Annotated in this window: 10 protein-coding genes; 9 read left to right on the top strand and 1 reads right to left on the bottom strand. The window is 56.7% G+C overall.

Annotation, left to right across the window (positions count from 1 at the left end; all coding sequences use genetic code 11):
- Positions 1-85: 85 nt before the first annotated feature.
- Genes O9H85_RS24960 through O9H85_RS24925 form a run of 8 tightly spaced genes read left to right on the top strand, consistent with a single transcriptional unit; the run spans position 86 to position 12,535 of the window.
- Complete coding sequence (locus tag O9H85_RS24960) at positions 86-1,207, top strand: ABC transporter ATP-binding protein (protein WP_269884130.1); 1,122 nt, start codon at positions 86-88, stop codon at positions 1,205-1,207.
- A gap of 23 nt (positions 1,208-1,230) precedes the next feature.
- Entirely contained in the window at positions 1,231-4,269 is a 3,039-nt protein-coding gene (locus tag O9H85_RS24955) for an extracellular solute-binding protein (protein ID WP_409348196.1), read from the top strand.
- Positions 4,259-5,248, top strand: a complete 990-nt coding sequence (locus O9H85_RS24950; RefSeq protein WP_269884128.1) for a carbohydrate ABC transporter permease — start codon at positions 4,259-4,261, stop codon at positions 5,246-5,248. The genes O9H85_RS24955 and O9H85_RS24950 overlap by 11 nt, the downstream gene beginning before the upstream one ends.
- The gene (locus O9H85_RS24945) at positions 5,245-6,150 is read left to right on the top strand and encodes a carbohydrate ABC transporter permease (RefSeq protein ID WP_409348195.1); all 906 of its coding nucleotides are present in this window, start codon (positions 5,245-5,247) and stop codon (positions 6,148-6,150) included. Before O9H85_RS24950 ends, O9H85_RS24945 begins: the two co-directional genes overlap by 4 nt.
- Positions 6,151-6,167: 17 nt before the next feature.
- Entirely contained in the window at positions 6,168-8,312 is a 2,145-nt protein-coding gene (locus tag O9H85_RS24940) for an SMP-30/gluconolactonase/LRE family protein (protein WP_269884126.1), read from the top strand.
- Positions 8,309-10,681: a DUF5696 domain-containing protein gene (locus tag O9H85_RS24935; protein WP_269884125.1), complete on the top strand. Its 2,373-nt coding sequence runs from the start codon at positions 8,309-8,311 to the stop codon at positions 10,679-10,681. The genes O9H85_RS24940 and O9H85_RS24935 overlap by 4 nt, the downstream gene beginning before the upstream one ends.
- Positions 10,678-11,544, top strand: coding sequence for a carbohydrate ABC transporter permease (locus tag O9H85_RS24930; protein WP_269884124.1), 867 nt, complete (start codon positions 10,678-10,680; stop codon positions 11,542-11,544). Before O9H85_RS24935 ends, O9H85_RS24930 begins: the two co-directional genes overlap by 4 nt.
- Before the next feature lie 25 nt (positions 11,545-11,569).
- The gene (locus tag O9H85_RS24925; protein WP_409348203.1) at positions 11,570-12,535 is read left to right on the top strand and encodes a carbohydrate ABC transporter permease; all 966 of its coding nucleotides are present in this window, start codon (positions 11,570-11,572) and stop codon (positions 12,533-12,535) included.
- Between the two features lie 392 nt (positions 12,536-12,927).
- On the opposite strand, the gene shc is transcribed toward O9H85_RS24925, so the two are convergent.
- Complete coding sequence (gene shc / locus O9H85_RS24920; RefSeq protein ID WP_269884122.1) at positions 12,928-14,982, bottom strand: squalene--hopene cyclase; 2,055 nt, start codon at positions 14,980-14,982, stop codon at positions 12,928-12,930.
- 219 nt (positions 14,983-15,201) lie between these two features.
- Between shc and O9H85_RS24915 the strand changes: the two genes are divergently transcribed.
- Positions 15,202-16,536: an ABC transporter substrate-binding protein gene (locus tag O9H85_RS24915; RefSeq protein WP_269884121.1), complete on the top strand. Its 1,335-nt coding sequence runs from the start codon at positions 15,202-15,204 to the stop codon at positions 16,534-16,536.
- The last annotated feature ends 76 nt before the right edge of the window (positions 16,537-16,612 follow it).

Raw genomic sequence — 16,612 nt, 5'->3', positions numbered from 1 at the left:
CTATGGAAAAACCTTCACACTATCTTCACAAGAATTCCGCTAGACTACCCTTAAGATAGTGTATATTGCGCGTGGAGGCGATTACATGGCCAAAATATTGATCAATCACCTATATAAACGATACGGTAAGGATAAACATCCGGTCGTTAAGGATTTCCATCTGGAAATTAAAGACAAGGAGTTTCTTGTCTTCGTCGGACCGTCCGGCTGCGGCAAATCGACGACCTTGCGGATGATTGCCGGGCTTGAGGATATTTCGGAAGGCGAGATCTATATCGGCGATACGCTGGTGAACGAATTGCCACCGAAGGACCGCGATATCGCGATGGTGTTCCAGAACTACGCGCTGTACCCGAACATGAGCGTCTATGAGAATATCGCCTTCGGACTCCGACTTCGCAAGCTGCCGAAGCATGAGATCGATCTCGCCGTGAAACGGGCGGCCCGGGTGCTTGAGATCGAGCAGTACCTGGACCGCAAGCCGCGCCAGCTGTCCGGCGGCCAGCGCCAGCGCGTCGCGCTCGGACGTGCCATCGTGCGCAATCCTCAGGTGTTCCTGATGGACGAACCGCTCTCCAACCTTGACGCGAAGCTGCGCGTACAGATGCGGACGGAAATTATCGGACTGCATAAGAAGCTGGGCGTCACCATGATCTATGTAACGCACGATCAGATCGAGGCGATGACGATGGGCGACCGGATCGTGGTCATGAAGGATGGCATTATCCAGCAGGTCGATACGCCGGAGACGATCTATACGCAGCCGAACAATACGTTCGTGGCCAGCTTTATCGGCTCTCCTCCGATGAATTTCATCGACGGGCGAATTCTGGAGAACGTGCCGGGCAAGCTGGAATTCCATACCCCGCGCTTCGCCATCGAGATCCCTGAGGGCAAAGCCCATTGCCTAGTGAAGAACAAGCAGGTGAACCGCACGGTAACGCTGGGAATCCGTCCGGAGAACGTCAGTCTGGAAGAGATCGTGTTCCAGGCGTTCCCGAACGCCGTCGTGCCGGGTGTGTTCAAAATCAGCGAGCTGATGGGCGCAGACCGGTTCCTGCATTTGGATATCGGTCAGGAACGGATGCTGGTGGCCCGCGTGAATCCCCGTTATCATTATGCCGAAGAAGACAAAATCAAAGTCGCGATCGATATGTCCAAAGCGCTGTTCTTCCATAGCGAAACCGGCGAACGGTTTATGGATTAAGCGAAAAGAACCGGAAGGAAGGAGTGAACCTTTTGTTGTCCGTTAACACCCATAAACCTTGGAAGCGCTTACTGTCTTTGTTGATGGCCGGCTTGCTGGGAACGGCTTGTCTGGTTCCGCCCGGAGGCTTGAACTCGGCCTCGGCGGCGGACGATACGAAGAAAGATGCCGCATCCGCGCCGGCAGCGCAGCCGCAGAAGGCAGCGTCAGCGCCGGCGCCAGGCTCGTCGCCTTCATCCAACCGCAAGCTGATCCAGGCGGCGGATACGGAGCCCTACTACGCGGATGTGCTGAAGGGCTGGCTGGATAAAGGGGCGAAGCCTGCGGAAGCCCCGATTACGATAGCCGGAGCGAATCCCGCTGCCGTGTCGAGCGGCGCCGATATTCGCCCGGGCAGCTATGAAGGGAAGGACAATGTTCTGGTTTGGAACGGAAGCTCGAACGGCTACGTTGAGTACAAAGTGGACGTGCCTGCGGACGGATTGTACGAAATGCAGGTATCGTACCGGCCGGTGACAGGCAAGGGGCTTCGCCGGCCGATCGTTTGGAACATGATGCTGGACGGCAAGCGGCCGTTCCGCGAGTCCTCTTCCATTACGCTGTACCGGCAATGGCGGGATGCCCGTCCGATCAAGAAGGACCAGGACGGCGACGATATCCGGCCGAAATCGGAGGAGATTACGTCCTGGACGGTCCAGCCGCTCTTCGATTCGGGCGGCGCTTATGCGGAGCCGCTGCAGTGGTTTCTTACGAAGGGGACGCATACGCTGCGCCTGGAAGGGTACGAGCCCGTGGCGATCGAATCGATCCGGCTCCAGGCGCCGCAGAAGCTGAAGCCTTACAGCGAGGTGGCGGGGACTTATCCGGCATCCAAGCCGGTACAGGCCGGTTCGCTTACGATTCAGGCGGAAGAGCCGGCGATCAAGAGCGATTCCGCCATCCAGATGGTGTCGGATTCCGACCAACGCACCGTACCGCAGGCGAATGGGTACATTACTTTCAATACGATCGGCGGCAAGAAGTGGTGGAACCAGAATCAGGCGCTGACTTGGAACTTCGAGGTGCCGGAGAGCGGCAAATATAAGCTGGGCATGCGGGCGCTGCAAAACTTCATTTCGCAGAAGGCATCCTATCGGACGATCCGCATTGACGGCAAAGTGCCGTTCCAGGAACTGCTTACGTACCGCTTCGGATATGACACGGCGTGGGCCGGCATTGAAGTGGCCGACCCGTCGGGCAAGCCTTACGAGTTTTATTTGGAGAAGGGCAAGCACTCGCTAACGATGACCGTCACGCATGCGCCATACAAGCCGATGATTCTCGGCATCGAGCAGCTGACCGATTTGCTCGAAACGGTGGTCCAGGACCTGAAGTCGCTTACGGGCGGCGTCGATGACAAGAACCGTACCTGGAAGATACAGCAGGATTTGCCTGACCTGCCGAAGCGTCTAAACGATGCAGCCGCCGTGTTGATGAAGCTGGCGGAGCAGACGGAGAAGGCCAACGGACGGACCGACAATATCAGTCAAGGGTTCATTTCGTCGGCTCAGGACATTCAGAAGCTGCTTAGCAAGGTAGATGATATTCCGTATCATGGCGACCAGATCGCGTCCATACAGACCAAGGTCAGCGGATTTATCGAACAACTGATTCAGCAGCCGCTGCAGCTGGATGAGATTTATGTAGCGCCGGTGGAGAAGAAGTTTCCGGATATGACGGCTTCGTTCCCAGCCAAGGTCAAAGGCATGATCATGAATTTCTTTTACACCTTCCGGACCAAGGATAGCCTTGGCAAGATGAAGGATACGGAGCTTAATGTATGGGTGCACCGCGGACGCGACTATGTGACCCAGCTGCAGGAGCTGGCGGATGCGCAGTTTACGCCGGAAACCGGGATCAAGGTCAAGGTCAATCTGCTCCCCAATACGCAGCTGCTCGTTTTGTCCAATGCGGCAGGCATCCAGCCTGATGTCGCGCTCGGCTTATCGCAGGATTTGCCGGTTGACTATGCAATCCGGAACTCCGTACTGGACTTGTCGAAATTCCCGGACTTCAAGGATATCTACAACCGGTACAGCCCGGGCTCCTGGCTTCCTTTCTATTATAACAAGGGATACTACGCTATCCCGGAAACGCAATCGTTCCAGGTATTGTTTTACCGGAAAGATATTTTAAGCCGCATGGGACTCAGCCTTCCGGATACTTGGCAGGACGTGTACGATATGCTGCCGACGCTGCAGCAGAATTATATGAACTTCTATGTGAATCCGAAGGAATACATGATGTTTTTCTATCAGAACCAAGCGGATTTCTTTAACAAAGAAGGCTCCAAGACGATGCTGGATTCACCGGAAAGCTTCAAGGCGTTCCGCCAATGGACCGATATGTTCAACATTTATGCGCTGGAACGGGAAGTGCCGAGCTTCTACCAGCACTTCCGCAAGGGGGAAATGCCGATCGGCATTTCCGATTACAACATGTACATCCAGCTGTCCGCCGCGGCTCCCGAGCTGAACGGACGCTGGGGCATCGCTCCGATTCCGGGGACGAAGCAGCCGGACGGCACCGTCGCCAGGTGGGCGGGCGGGGGCCAGTCGAGCGGCGTTATTTTCAAAGCGTCGAAGAAGCAGCAGGAAGCCTGGCAATTCCTGAAGTGGTGGAATTCCGCCGACGTGCAGGAGCGCTACGGCTCGGATCTCGAAGCGTTCAACGGCATTTCGTTCCGCTGGAACACGTCCAATCTGGAGGCCTTCACCAAGCTGCCGTGGAAGCGCGAGGATGCGAACGTCATTCTGCAGCAGTGGGCCTGGTATAAAGACATGCCGAACCTGCCGGGCGGCTATTTCGTTCCGCGGGAAATAAGCAATGCGTGGAACCGGACCGTTGTGGACGGCATGAATTACCGCAATTCGCTGGAGCTGGCCCAGATGGAGATCAACCGCGAGCTGCGGCGCAAGCAGCAGGAATTCGGCTTCGTCGATGCGGACGGAAATTCGATCAAGACGATGGATTTGCCGGTCGTGAACAAGCCGTGGGAAGGAGTGAAGCCGTATGTTAAGTAATCAAGCGAATACCGCAGGAAGTTTGGCGCAGCGGGATACCGCCACAGTCAAGCCGTCCTTATCGGAGAAGCTGAGGCAACTCCTGTCCGACATTTGGGCTTACCGGATTTCTTACCTGTTTATTGCGCCGTTCATGCTCTGCTTTCTGGCCTTTATCGTCATCCCGGTGCTCGCCGCGGTCGGACTCAGCTTCACCTACTTCAATGCGATCGAGCCGCCTCGGTTCATCGGCTGGACCAACTTTCAGTACCTGATCTCGCAGGATTTGACGTTCTTGAAATACGCACTGCCGAATACGTTCAAATTCGCCATTATCGTCGGGCCGGGCGGCTACATCGCCGCCTTCCTGCTCGCCTGGCTCATCACCCAGCTGCCGGCTTCGGCCCGCAAATGGTTCGCGCTCGCCATGTACACCCCGTCGCTTACGATGGGGATCGCGATGTCGATCGTATGGCTCCCTCTCCTTACCGGGGACCGGATCGGTTACCTGAACAGTATACTGCTTCAGCTGGGCTTCATCGACGAGCCGAAGCTGTGGGTCACGGACAAGGCTTACCTGATGAATTCCATGATTGCCGTCACGCTGTGGTCGAGCATGGGCGTCGGCTTCCTCGCGATGCTGGCAGGTATTCTGAACGTGAATCCGGAGCTGTATGAAGCCGGACGAATCGACGGCATGAAGAGCCGGCTTCAGGAGATTTGGTACATTACCATTCCTTCGATGAAGCCGCAGATGCTGTTCGGCGCGGTCATGGCAATCGTATCCACCTTTAAGGCGGGGGCGATCGGGGTGGAGCTCTCGGGCCAGAACCCGACGCCGCAGTATTCCGGACACCTCATCATCAACCATATCGACGACTACGGCTTTATCCGGTTCGAGATGGGGTATGCGGCGGCGATTTCCGTATTCCTGCTGCTGCTCATGTATTTATCCAACAAATTTTGCTGGGGCTTGTTCGGCTCGAAGGAGGATGAATGATGCAGAGTCAGATGGCTTCAATGAAACGATGGCTTCCATGGAAGAAGAAATCCAAGCTGAAGCAAATGGACGGCTTTCAGAAGTTTCTGCTCGTTCTGCTCGTCATCCTATCGGCCTTCATGCTGCTGCCGCTCGTTTATATTTTCAACCATGCGCTGAAGCCCTACAGCGAGCTGTTCGTGTATCCGCCGAACTTCTTCGTCCGGGAGCCGTCGCTGCAGAACTTCACGGAGCTGTTCCTCGTCGCTTCGACGTCCACGGTTCCGGTTACGCGGTACTTGTTCAACAGCTTTATCATCTCCGGAGGCGCCGTCGTTTGCGTAACCATCGTAAGCGCACTGTGCGCTTATCCGATTTCCAAGCACCGGTTTCCGGGACATAAAATCGTATTTGCAACGATCATTCTTACGCTGATGTTCGCCCCCGAGGCCGTCCAGATTCCGCGTTACCTCGTAGTCAGCCATCTCGGCATCATGAATACGTATTTCGGCCATATTCTGCCGCTCGTGGCCATGCCGGTCGGGGTATTCCTGCTCAAGCAGTTCATCGACCAACTGCCGAACGAGCTGCTGGAGGCGGCGCGGATCGACGGAGCGGGCGAGCTACTTATTTTCCTGCGCATCGTCATTCCGATCTGCTTGCCCGCAGTGGCTACCGTAGCCATCCTTACCTTCCAGCATTCCTGGGGGAATACCGAAACGTCGACGCTGTTCATGCAGGACGACCAAATGAAGAATTTCCCGTTCTTTCTGTCGACGCTTACGAACAACCTGGCCAACAGCGTAGCCCGTCAAGGGGCGGCTGCGGCTGCGGCGATGGTCATGTTCGTGCCCAATCTGATCATATTCTTATTCTTCCAGGGTAAAGTGATCGCCACCATGGCTCACTCCGGGATTAAATAAGAGGGGAGGAAGAACCGTTGCGCTCAAAGAAACTGCACAAGCCGTTCCTCCTCGCGCTGGCCACCTTCGTACTGTTGCTAGCTTTGGCTCCGGCCGGCGCATGGGCTTTCGTGCCATATGATACGAATTATAAGGATAACTACGGACGCCTCGTTTGGACCCAGTCCGCTTACAATCCGGTTGATGTGCTCGGAAGGGAGATTTACATTCCCGATCCGAAGGACCCGTCGAAGCAGGTGTTCTCGCCGCTCGTCCAACCGAAGGACTTGTTCATCAACGACAAGGATGAAATTTTCATCGCCGATACCGGCAACAACCGGATCGTGCAGCTTGACCCGGCGGGCAATTTGATCCGGATCATGGACGTCAAGGAAAGCCCGCTCAAGAAACCGGAAGGGCTGTTCATCGACGGCAAAGGCGACATTTATGTAGCTGATACCGGCAACAAGCGCGTTGTCCGGCTCGACAAGAACGGCAAGCTGATCAAGGAGTTCAAGCGTCCGGACTCGAAGTTCCTCCCGGAATCGTTCAAGTACGATCCGATTAAACTTGTGGTCGACAAGCGGGGTTTCCTCTACATCGCCACGCTCGGCGGCTATCAGGGGCTGCTGCAGCTGGATCCGGAAGGGAACTTCCAGAGCTTCTTCGGCGCCAACAAGACGGACTTTTCCGTCATGGATGCGATCAAGCGCGTGCTGTATACGCGGGAAATGTATTTGCGGGAAATCAGCAAGCTTCCGGGCTCGGTAGCGAGCGTGACGATCGATAAGAACGGCCTGATCTATACGGTGACTAAGGATATTCCTAAGGGGCAGATCAAGAAACTGAATATGGCGGGCAAGGACCTGCTCGCAGCCAAAGACGAATACACCGATAAGGTCGAAACCAAAAACTACGGCGAGATCCGGTTCCCTCCGAAAGATAAGAACGCCAAGCCTCAACTGAACGATTTGACGGTCGACGGCGACGGCAATATTACGGCTGTGGACGCCACGCTGAAATATGTGAACCAGTATGACGCGAGCGGCAATCTGCTCTTCTACTGGGGAGGCGACGTGGCGGCGTCGACGTCGAAGCTGGGTGTGGTGAAGACCCCATCCGCGATTGCTGCGAATTCGAAGAACGAGCTGTTCATTCTGGACGAAGAGAACAACGCGGTTCAGATGTTCCGGCTGTCGGAATTCGGCGCCATGGTGCATAAGGCGAACCAGCTGACGCAGGAAGGCAAGTACGAGGAGAGCGAGAAGCCGTGGGAGGAGGTGCTCCGCTTGAACTCCTTCTATACTCCGGCGGTTCTCGGGCTTGCCAAGGCGGCTTACAAGAAGGGCGATTATGAACGCGCCGAGAAGCTGTTCCTTGAAGCGGGCTTCGCCCAGGGCTACTCCGACGCTTACTGGCAAATCCGGCTGCGCTGGTTCCAGCAACATTTCGGCACGCTGATGAACATCGTTCTGATCGGCGGCATTGGGCTGTACCTGTTGAACCGGCTGACGAAGAAGACGGAATGGCGGAGACGCTGGCGCGAGCGGGAGCGCTCGAAAATTCCGATGGTCGTGCAGCTTAAGCATGCGTTTTATATTTTGAAGCATCCGATCGACGGCTTTACCGCCATCCGCTATGAAGGCAAGGGCAGCTTATGGAGCAGCTTGATCATGCTCGTACTGGCTATCGCCTCCTTCGCTGTCATGCGGGCAGGTACCAGCTTTACCTTTAATCCGTCCGTTGTGCTTGACCTGAATCTGTTCACGGTGATCGTGCAGTTCCTGGTCGTCTGGGTCGGATGGGTCATTTCCAACTATTTGATCAGTACGATTTACCGCGGGGAAGGGCGGTTCCGCGATGTCGTTTACGGCAGCACGTATGCGCTGTTCCCGTTCGTCATCGTAGGTCTGCCGCTCACGCTGATTTCCAATGTGATGACACTCAGCGAGCAGTCGATCTATAACTTCCTGAGCACGGGCCTCATGGTATGGGTGGCCGCTCTGATTTTCTGGAAGGTGCAGGCGATGCAAAACTACAGCGTCGGGGAATCCGCCATGAATATCTTCTTATCCCTGCTTACCATGACGATGCTCGGCGTACTGATCTTCATCACCTTCGGGTTGAGCAACGAATTGAAAGACTTCTTCTATTCCATTTACCAGGAGGTGACGATCCGATGAGCCGCATAAGCAAAAAAACGAAGCTGACCGTCATCACTGCAGCTTCCGTGCTCTGCGCATCGCTACTCACCTTCCAAGCGGTTCCGCTGCTCCGTGCGGCCGATAACAACGCTCCGGCGGCAGGCCAAGCCGCGCCGCAGCCAGCCGCAGGGCAGCAGCAGCCGGCGGCGGGTCAGACCGCGCAGCAGCCTGCGGCAGGTCAGCAGCCGGCTGCGCCGGCTGATGCCCAGCCCGCGCCGCAGCAAGCCGCGGCACCGCCGGCGAACGCGAGGAACGAGCTGCCGGATGACGGCAAGTTCACTTTGGCTGCCGAGAATGCGAGTCTAAGGCTCCTGGTCGACAGCACGACGGCTCACTTCAAGCTGGAGGACAAACGCAGCGGACAGGTATACCGCTCCTTTCCGGACCCGGACTATTGGCCGAAGGAAACGATCACCGGCACGTGGAGGAACAACCTGCGTTCGCCGATCATGATCGAATACATCGACATGGCGAATTTCAAGTCGCAGCCGAAGATCATCAGCTGGCTTGAGGATAAAGGCACGCTGGAGGGCTTTCAGAAAACGCAGGACGGGTTCAAGGTTACGTTCAGCTTCGGCGGAACGCAGTTCAAAATTCCGGTTGAAGTCAAGCTGGCCGCCGAATATGTAGAAACTAAAATTATCGACGACGGGATCAAGGAAGGGAAGTTCAGCCTCCTGAACTTGAAGCTTTATCCGATGTTCGGCGCGGAGCCGTCCTCGGGCCAAGACGGATATATCGTGCTTCCCGACGGATCGGGAGCGCTTATCCACTTCAAGGTGAACCGCAGCAACGACAAGTCGGTATACCGGGAAAATCTGTACGGCAGCGATATTTCTTATTTTAACGAAAGAACGCAGCGTCAGAAGGTCACCATGCCTGTATTCGGCATGAAATCCGGCAGCTCGGCGTTCGTTGCGGTCATGACCGGCGGCGAAGAATACTCCAAGCTTTTCGCATCGCCTTCCGGCGCTTTCGGCGGTTCGAACTGGATCACTTCGGAGTGGCAGTACCGGATCAAATTTTTCCAGAATACGAGCCAGAAGGGCAATGCGGGCTTTTACACCTACAGTAAAGAGATGTTTAAGGTGCCCCAGCGTGCGATGCGCTATTATCCGCTCGAGCAGGGGAAGAACGATTACGTAGGCATGGCCTTGAAATACCGCGATTATTTGATGAAAGAGAAGGGGCTAAAACCGGTCAAAGCAGACAGTCCGAAGGTTCCCTTCTACCTCGATATCGTCGGCGCGGACCGCAAGCAAGGGCTGCTTTGGGACGCATATTTGAAAGGGACTACGACCTCCGAGGCCATGGAAATGGTCAAGCGGCTGTACGGCCTGGGGATTGAGAATATGTCCATTCAGTATTCCGGCTGGCAAAAGGACGGCTACAGCTCTTACGGCCAAGTATTCCCGGTCGATTCGCGGATTGGGGGAGGCGACGGGATGAAGCAGTTCATCCAGTTCGCTCATTCGCTCAAAATACCGGTATTCCTGACGGCCAACTATACGCTGAACAATACGCAAGGCAACGGCTTCAGCCCCCGATACGACGGCATGCGCAATCTGGCGGGCCGCCTGCTGACATTCGAGAACTTCAATAACCGCGATACGATCACGCTGATGAGTACGAAATTCGCGGCTTCCGTGCTCAGCAATGATTTGAAGCAGTATAAAGGGCTCGGCGTGGACGGCATTTATTTCGAGGACGGTGTCGGCCGCTACCTCGATACCGATTTCAATGACCGTTACAAGGCGAGCCGGACCGAAGAGATGAAGACCCAGAACGCGATGCTCAAAGAAACGCTGGATACGCTGGGAGGCGTCAGCATAGAGAGACCGAACTTCTACACGCTGTCCAATGTAACCCATCTGCACCGTTTGCCCGAGGATTTCTCCTACGATTTGTTCGTAGACGAAAGTATTCCTTTCACGCAAATCGCGCTTCACGGCCTGATCACGTATACGTCCAACTGGGCCAATCTGCGGGATCAATATCAGTCCGAATTCCTGAGAGCGATCGAATACGGCGCGTATCCGTCCTTCGTATTCACGAACGCTCCGTCCGGTGCGATGAAGGGAGCCTACGGCATCTGGTATTACAGCATGAACTACCGGGATTGGGAAGCGAAAGCCGTCGAAGAGTACCAGCGGTTCAATCAGGCGCTCGGCGACGTGCAGAACAAGGCGATCGTCGGTCACCGTACGCTCGCGCCGAATGTGAAGGAAGTCGTGTATGAGGGCGGCAAACGGATCGTCATCAACTATAATGCGGAAACTTATACGAACGGCAACCTGAAAGTGCCGGGGCAAGATTTCATCGTCGTGACGGGAGGGAAGACACCATGAATCGCAAATTCCGATTGAACGCCGTCGCCCTTCGGCAGCTCGAAGGGTCTCTGTTCATCGCCCCTTGGGTGTTCGGTTTCCTGGCGTTCATCGCTTTCCCTCTGGGCTACTCGTTCTATATGAGCTTCCAACGGGTCAAAATTACGGCCAGCGGGATCGAATACACGCCGGTCGGCTTCCAATATTACCGTGAAATTTTGTTGGCGGACGGGGGATTGCTTTACAACGATTTGCTCCCGTTCCTGAAACAGGCGCTCATGATGATTCCGGTCATCGTCGTGTTCTCGCTCCTGGTGGCGATTTTGCTGAACCAGAAATTTCTGGGGCGGGGCTTTTTCCGGGTCATTTTCTTCTTGCCTGTCATTTTCTCGTCCGGTCAAATCATTCAGGAGTTTATAACCCAGGGAGAAGGCACCCTCGCTTTCATTCAAGATTTCGATGTGGGCTCTTTCTTGAATACGTATTTGCCGACCACTTGGTCCAAGCCGATCATGGCGATCATCAACTCCTTCGTCATCGTGCTGTGGTATTCCGGCGTACAGATTCTGATCTTCCTGGCGGGACGCCAGACGATCTCCGCTTCGGTATACGAAGCGGCGCGCATCGACGGGGCGGACCCTTGGGAGACCTTCTGGAAGATCACGCTGCCGGGCCTCGCGCCATTCATCTTCCTTAACCTGATCTATACGGTAGTGGACTTGTTCACCTATCCGTCGAATCCGATCATCAGCAAGGTCAATACATCCAACTACGGGCTTTCAAGCGCTTTGGCGTGGATCTACTTTGTCATCGTTCTCATATTCATGGGAATAGCGATTCTGATCTTCAGCCGATTTGCCAAGGCTTCCGGCGGAGGCCGATAGAAAGGAGGAAGTACGCATGGAGCGAATGATCGATATTATCCGGAACCGGCGCTTGTCCGCTTCGGGACTCAATTCCCGCAAGCTCTTGCTGTCCACCCGGAATGTGCTGCTAGGGAAGGAAGCGGATAAAGGGCTGATCTTCCGGCTGTTCATGTATCTGATTCTCGTCGATACCGCGTTTATTTACATCAAGCCGATCATTTATATGGCTACAACCATGGTCAAGGATGCCGGCAATTTGCTGGACCCGGCCGTCATTTGGGTGCCGCGTTCCCTGTTCTGGGGACATCTGCAGGAAGCGTTCCGGCTGCTGAAGTACCCTAGCGGGTTTACGATCAGCATGACGGTATCCCTATCGGTGGCGGTGCTGCAGGTCGTCTCCTGCGCGATTGCGGGCTATGCGTTTGCAAGGCTGGATTTTCCTTTGAAGAAGTTTTGGTTCGTTTGCTTGATCTTTACCTTCGTGATGCCGCCGCAGGTGACGATTCTTCCGTCGATCCTACTGTTCAAGCAGCTGGGCTGGATCAACACGTACCTGCCGATGATCATTCCCGGCATCTTCGGCCACGGACTGAAGGGCGCACTGTTCGTCATCATCTTCCGACAGTTCTTCTCGACGCTGCCGAAGGAGCTGGAGGAAGCGGCCAAGATTGACGGCGCCAGCGTGTTCCGCGTATTTTTCCGCGTGATGCTGCCGATTTCGACCTCGGCGATCATCGTCGTTTTCCTGTTCTCGTTCGTGTGGAACTGGAACGATTTCTATTACCCGTCGATGTACATGTTCGGAGCTAAGGAGGTGCCGCTCTCCATTTCGTTATCCCGATTGGCGGCGGCGATGTCCGCGGAGGCGGAGCAATCCGGCCCGAGCATCTTTGCGGAGCCGATCAAGATGGCGGCTTCGTTCCTCATCATCATGCCGGTGCTGGTCGTCTACACCTTCGCGCAGCGTTGGTTCGTGGAAGGCGTAGAGCGCACGGGATTGGTGGAGTAGCAGCATTCGGAGCCGCATGAACGCGGTTGTCGTACGGCAGAGGAAACCGGACTTCGGTCCGGTTTTTTCGTTTTAGGGAGGGTACCAGGAGATCAACAATGCCTCCGGACTGGCATCCGGATTACCGCGAGGGGCAGCGGCCGAAGCCGCTCAGGTTCTTGAATTGCGCGTTTCCGGGCGCCGTGTTCGCGGATTGCGACTTAAGCGGGGTGGCGCTGCGCCACTGCCGTTCGGAGGGGATGACGATCGACGAGCGGGGTGGCGCTGCGCCACTGCCGTTCGGAGGGGATGACGATCGACGGCATCCCCGTCGCGAAGCTGCTGAAGGTATACAAGCAGATGGAGCGGGAGCCGAACAAGCCCTAGCGAATAAGTCCGACCGCCCTCCGCATCTACCCGAATTTACGGATATAATGGGCCAATGCAAGAAGCGGCCAAATCGTGTTATAGCTGTGATAACGAATGTAAAAGGTACCCGGCAATCCGGAGCCCGTAGGATAGCTGTCCGTCCAGTGCGGCGGCCGGAGGCGGGCTTCGGACAGCCAGCGGACGCCACGCTCCAGCTCGGGTGAAGACTTCACGCTTACCGAGATCAGGGCATCGACGGCCCAAGCCGTTTGGGACAGCGTGCCCGAGCCAAGAGGAACATACCGGCGCTGACGGTCGCTGCGGCACGATTCACCCCAGCTGCCGTCGGCGTTTTGCGTCTTGCGCAGCCAATCGGCGGCTTTGGCGATCGCCTCGTGCTCCGGCGGCAGTCCGGCTGCGGCTAAACCTGTCAGTGCCGCCCACGTTCCGTACAGGTAGCAGATGCCCCAGCGTCCGTACCAGGAGCCGTCCGGCTCCTGATGCTGCAAGAGCCACTCCGTGCCGCGGCGTATGATAGAAAGATTGCGGCGTAGGCCGGCAAAGGTCCCAAGGAACTGTAAAGCCCGGCCCGTAAGATCGGCCGAGGAAGGGTCGACGGCAGCGAATTCCGCGCCGTCGATAGGCAGCCAGGACAAAAGCTCAAGGTCCGTAGCCCGCTCAAACGCGGGCCAGCCCCCATCGGCGTTTTGCATCGCGACCACCCACTGCAGCCCCCGGTTCCAGGCATCTTGCCCCGCCGCCGAAGGCTTCAGCGCCCGCAGCGCCGCGGTCGTATCGTCCACATCCGGGAAGCGGGTGTTTCCGTCGGAGAAGCCCCAGCCCCCCGGCTGTGTGCCGGACGGGGCGTGCAGCTTCCAGTCCCCGAACCGGGTATGCTGCCGGGACAGCAAGTACGAGGAGGCTTGCCGGATGGCAGGATGATCGCTTGCCACACCCGCCTCCTGCAAGGCATGCGCGATCAGCGCCGTATCCCAGACGGTGCAGCCCGAGTTCTGGATGTGGGCCTCGCCGTCCCCGTAGCAGGCCCACCGGCGCATGCCTTCCCATGCGTTTCGCAGTACGGCATCCTGCTTGTCATAGCCGAGAGCCAGCAGCGCGAAGATCATAAGAAACGTTGCGCTTGCATAGCTGTACAGCATCCCGTCGGGCTCGATGCGCTCCAGCATGAACCTTTCCGCAGCTTGCACCGCCTTCGCGTGCAGCTGCTCCTGAGTTTCCGCCAGCTTCGGCCCATGCTGCTGCAGTAGCTGAAGGAGGGACCGGTGCCGGCTAAGCTGAAGTTCGCTCCAAGGATCGGAAACGGACCGGACCCCTTCCGCGCTCTGAACGGGCGACCAGTCCGGCAGGCCGGGCAGCGGCACAACAAACCGGCGGTCCGCCAAGATCAGTGCCGGAACCAAATGAACGCGGCCAAACCCGGAGAAGTCATACAAGCTGAGCGGGAAGGAAGGAGGCAGCAGAAGCAGCTCGATCGGCACGGGCGCCGCCTCCGGCCAGCGGGAAGCGCCGACCACAGCGAGCATCAGCTTGGTCAGCAGGCTTCTTACCTGTCTCAGCCCGCCCTTCTTCCGGATAAACCGCTCGGCCCGTTGCATTGCTTCACTGCTCGCAGGAACGCAGCCGGACAGGCTTAAAGCGCAGTAAGCTTCGGCGGAAGCGTCCAAATTTCCCTCCGCTTCATCATCCGCGAACAGCTTCCAGCCGCCTCCGGGGCTTTGCTTCCGCAGGATCCGCTGGCAAAGCCGCCCGATCAACGCATCGTCTTCAAACCCAAGCGCCCGGCTTGCGATGATCATGAAGGCGTCCGTCATCGACCCCATCTCAAAGCAATACCGCCACGATCCGTCACCCGCCTGCCGCTCCAGCAGCTCGCGAACGAGTCGTTCCATCGCTTCACGCGCTTGAAGCAGCAGCGGAGCAGCACGGGGAAAGCCTCGTCCATTCGCCGCCGTCTCATCCGTCCGACCCGTCCCTCCTGAACTTTGTTTCTCCATCCCCGCAGTCCTGCTCCGGGCTTCCCCTTCCGGCGGAGAACCTTCAGCCGCCTGCCCATCCTTCCGCTTCCGTTCCTCCCGCATCGCTTTCGCTAACCTCCCCACCGTACCTGAAATAGCGTGAATACTCATGTTTATGTACGAGGTACGTTTTCATTCATTTCGCGTTATCGATGTTTAATCTCCGTTATTTCTTCGAACGCTAAGATCGCTTAAGCTTAGTCTATCAACAAAAACAACGCAAAACAGGGGGCAGGCCGAACGAAGGCAGCTCGGCCAACAGCTTAAGGGAGGATAACGAAGATGAAAACATCCGTAAAGCGCTTACTCGGCGTAGGGCTTACGACTGTGATGGCAACCGGCATGCTGGCAGCCTGCGGCGGCGGAAACAATGCACCGTCCGGAGGCGCGCAGGGACAAGGCGCTCCAGCCGCCAAACCGTTTCAAGGCAAGACGTTAACGCTCGTGACCGCCAACCATCCGTGGGGCGAAGCGATCAAGCCGCTGCTGCCGAAGTTTGAAGAGCAGACGGGCATGAAGGTGGAAGTGCAGAGCTTCTTCGAGGACCAGCTGACACAGAAGCTGACCGTCCAGTTTACGACCGGATCGACGACCCCGGACGTGTTCATGTACCGCCCGCTGCAGGAGGGCCAGCTCTTTTACAAGAACGGCTGGGTTCAACCGCTCGACGACTACGTATCGAAGGACCCGAGCTATGATTTCGGCGATTTCACCAAGGCGGCGGTCAGCTCTACAACCGTAGACAAGAAGCTGGCCGGCGTTCCGATCATCACGGAGCAGGAAATTCTTTATTACCGCAAGGATCTGCTGCAAAAAGCCGGCATCGCCGTTCCGAAAACAATGGACGAACTCGTCGCCGCCGTCAAGAAGCTGCATGATCCGAAGAACGAAATGTACGGCTTCGTGGCCCGCGGTCAGCGTTCACCGCTCATCACGCAGGTCTCGTCGTTCCTCTACTCGGAAGGCGCGGACTTCATGAAGGACGGCAAAGCGACGGTCAACACGCCGGAAGCGATCAAGGCGTTCTCGACCTACGCCGATCTGCTCAAAAACTACGGCCCTCCGGGCGTGCTCAACATGTCCTGGCCGCAGGCGATCGGCATCTTCGCTCAAGGCAAAGTAGCGTTCTACACCGATGCGAACTCGATCTATCAGAATGCGACCGATCCGTCGAAATCGACGATCGCCGACAAAGTGGGCTTCGCGGTATTCCCTAGCGGTTCCGCCGGCTCCAAGCCGTACAACATCACTTCCTGGGGTCTTGCGATGAATTCGAAGTCCGCGAACAAAGACGCGGCTTGGGAGTTCATTAAGTGGGCGACAAGCAAAGAAATCGTGCTTCAGACGCAGCAAAAAGGAAACCCGGGCGCCCGGATGTCCGTATGGGATAAACCGGAAGGCACGACCGGCTTCCCGGCCGACCTCGTACCGGTCATCAAGGAATCGTCCAAGGGCGGCGTCGACCATGACCGTCCGACCGTCATCAGCGTAGGCGAAGCCCGCGACGCGGTAGGCGCCATCGTACTGAAGGCGATGACAGGCGAAGATATTAAAGCGGCCGCCGAGCAGGCGAACAAAGAGCTGCAGGCGATCATCGATAAAGACAAATCGAAATAAAACGGCGCTAAAGGGAACGAACAGGAAAGTGTCTTCGCGGCAAGCCTTGTGCGAAACCGAGGGGGCACTTTTCTCT

Source organism: Paenibacillus gyeongsangnamensis (assembly GCF_027533625.1).
Lineage (GTDB): Bacteria > Bacillota > Bacilli > Paenibacillales > NBRC-103111 > Paenibacillus_G > Paenibacillus_G gyeongsangnamensis.
Note: the sequence above shows the minus strand (reverse complement) of the source record. Positions and strands in the feature narration are given on the sequence as shown.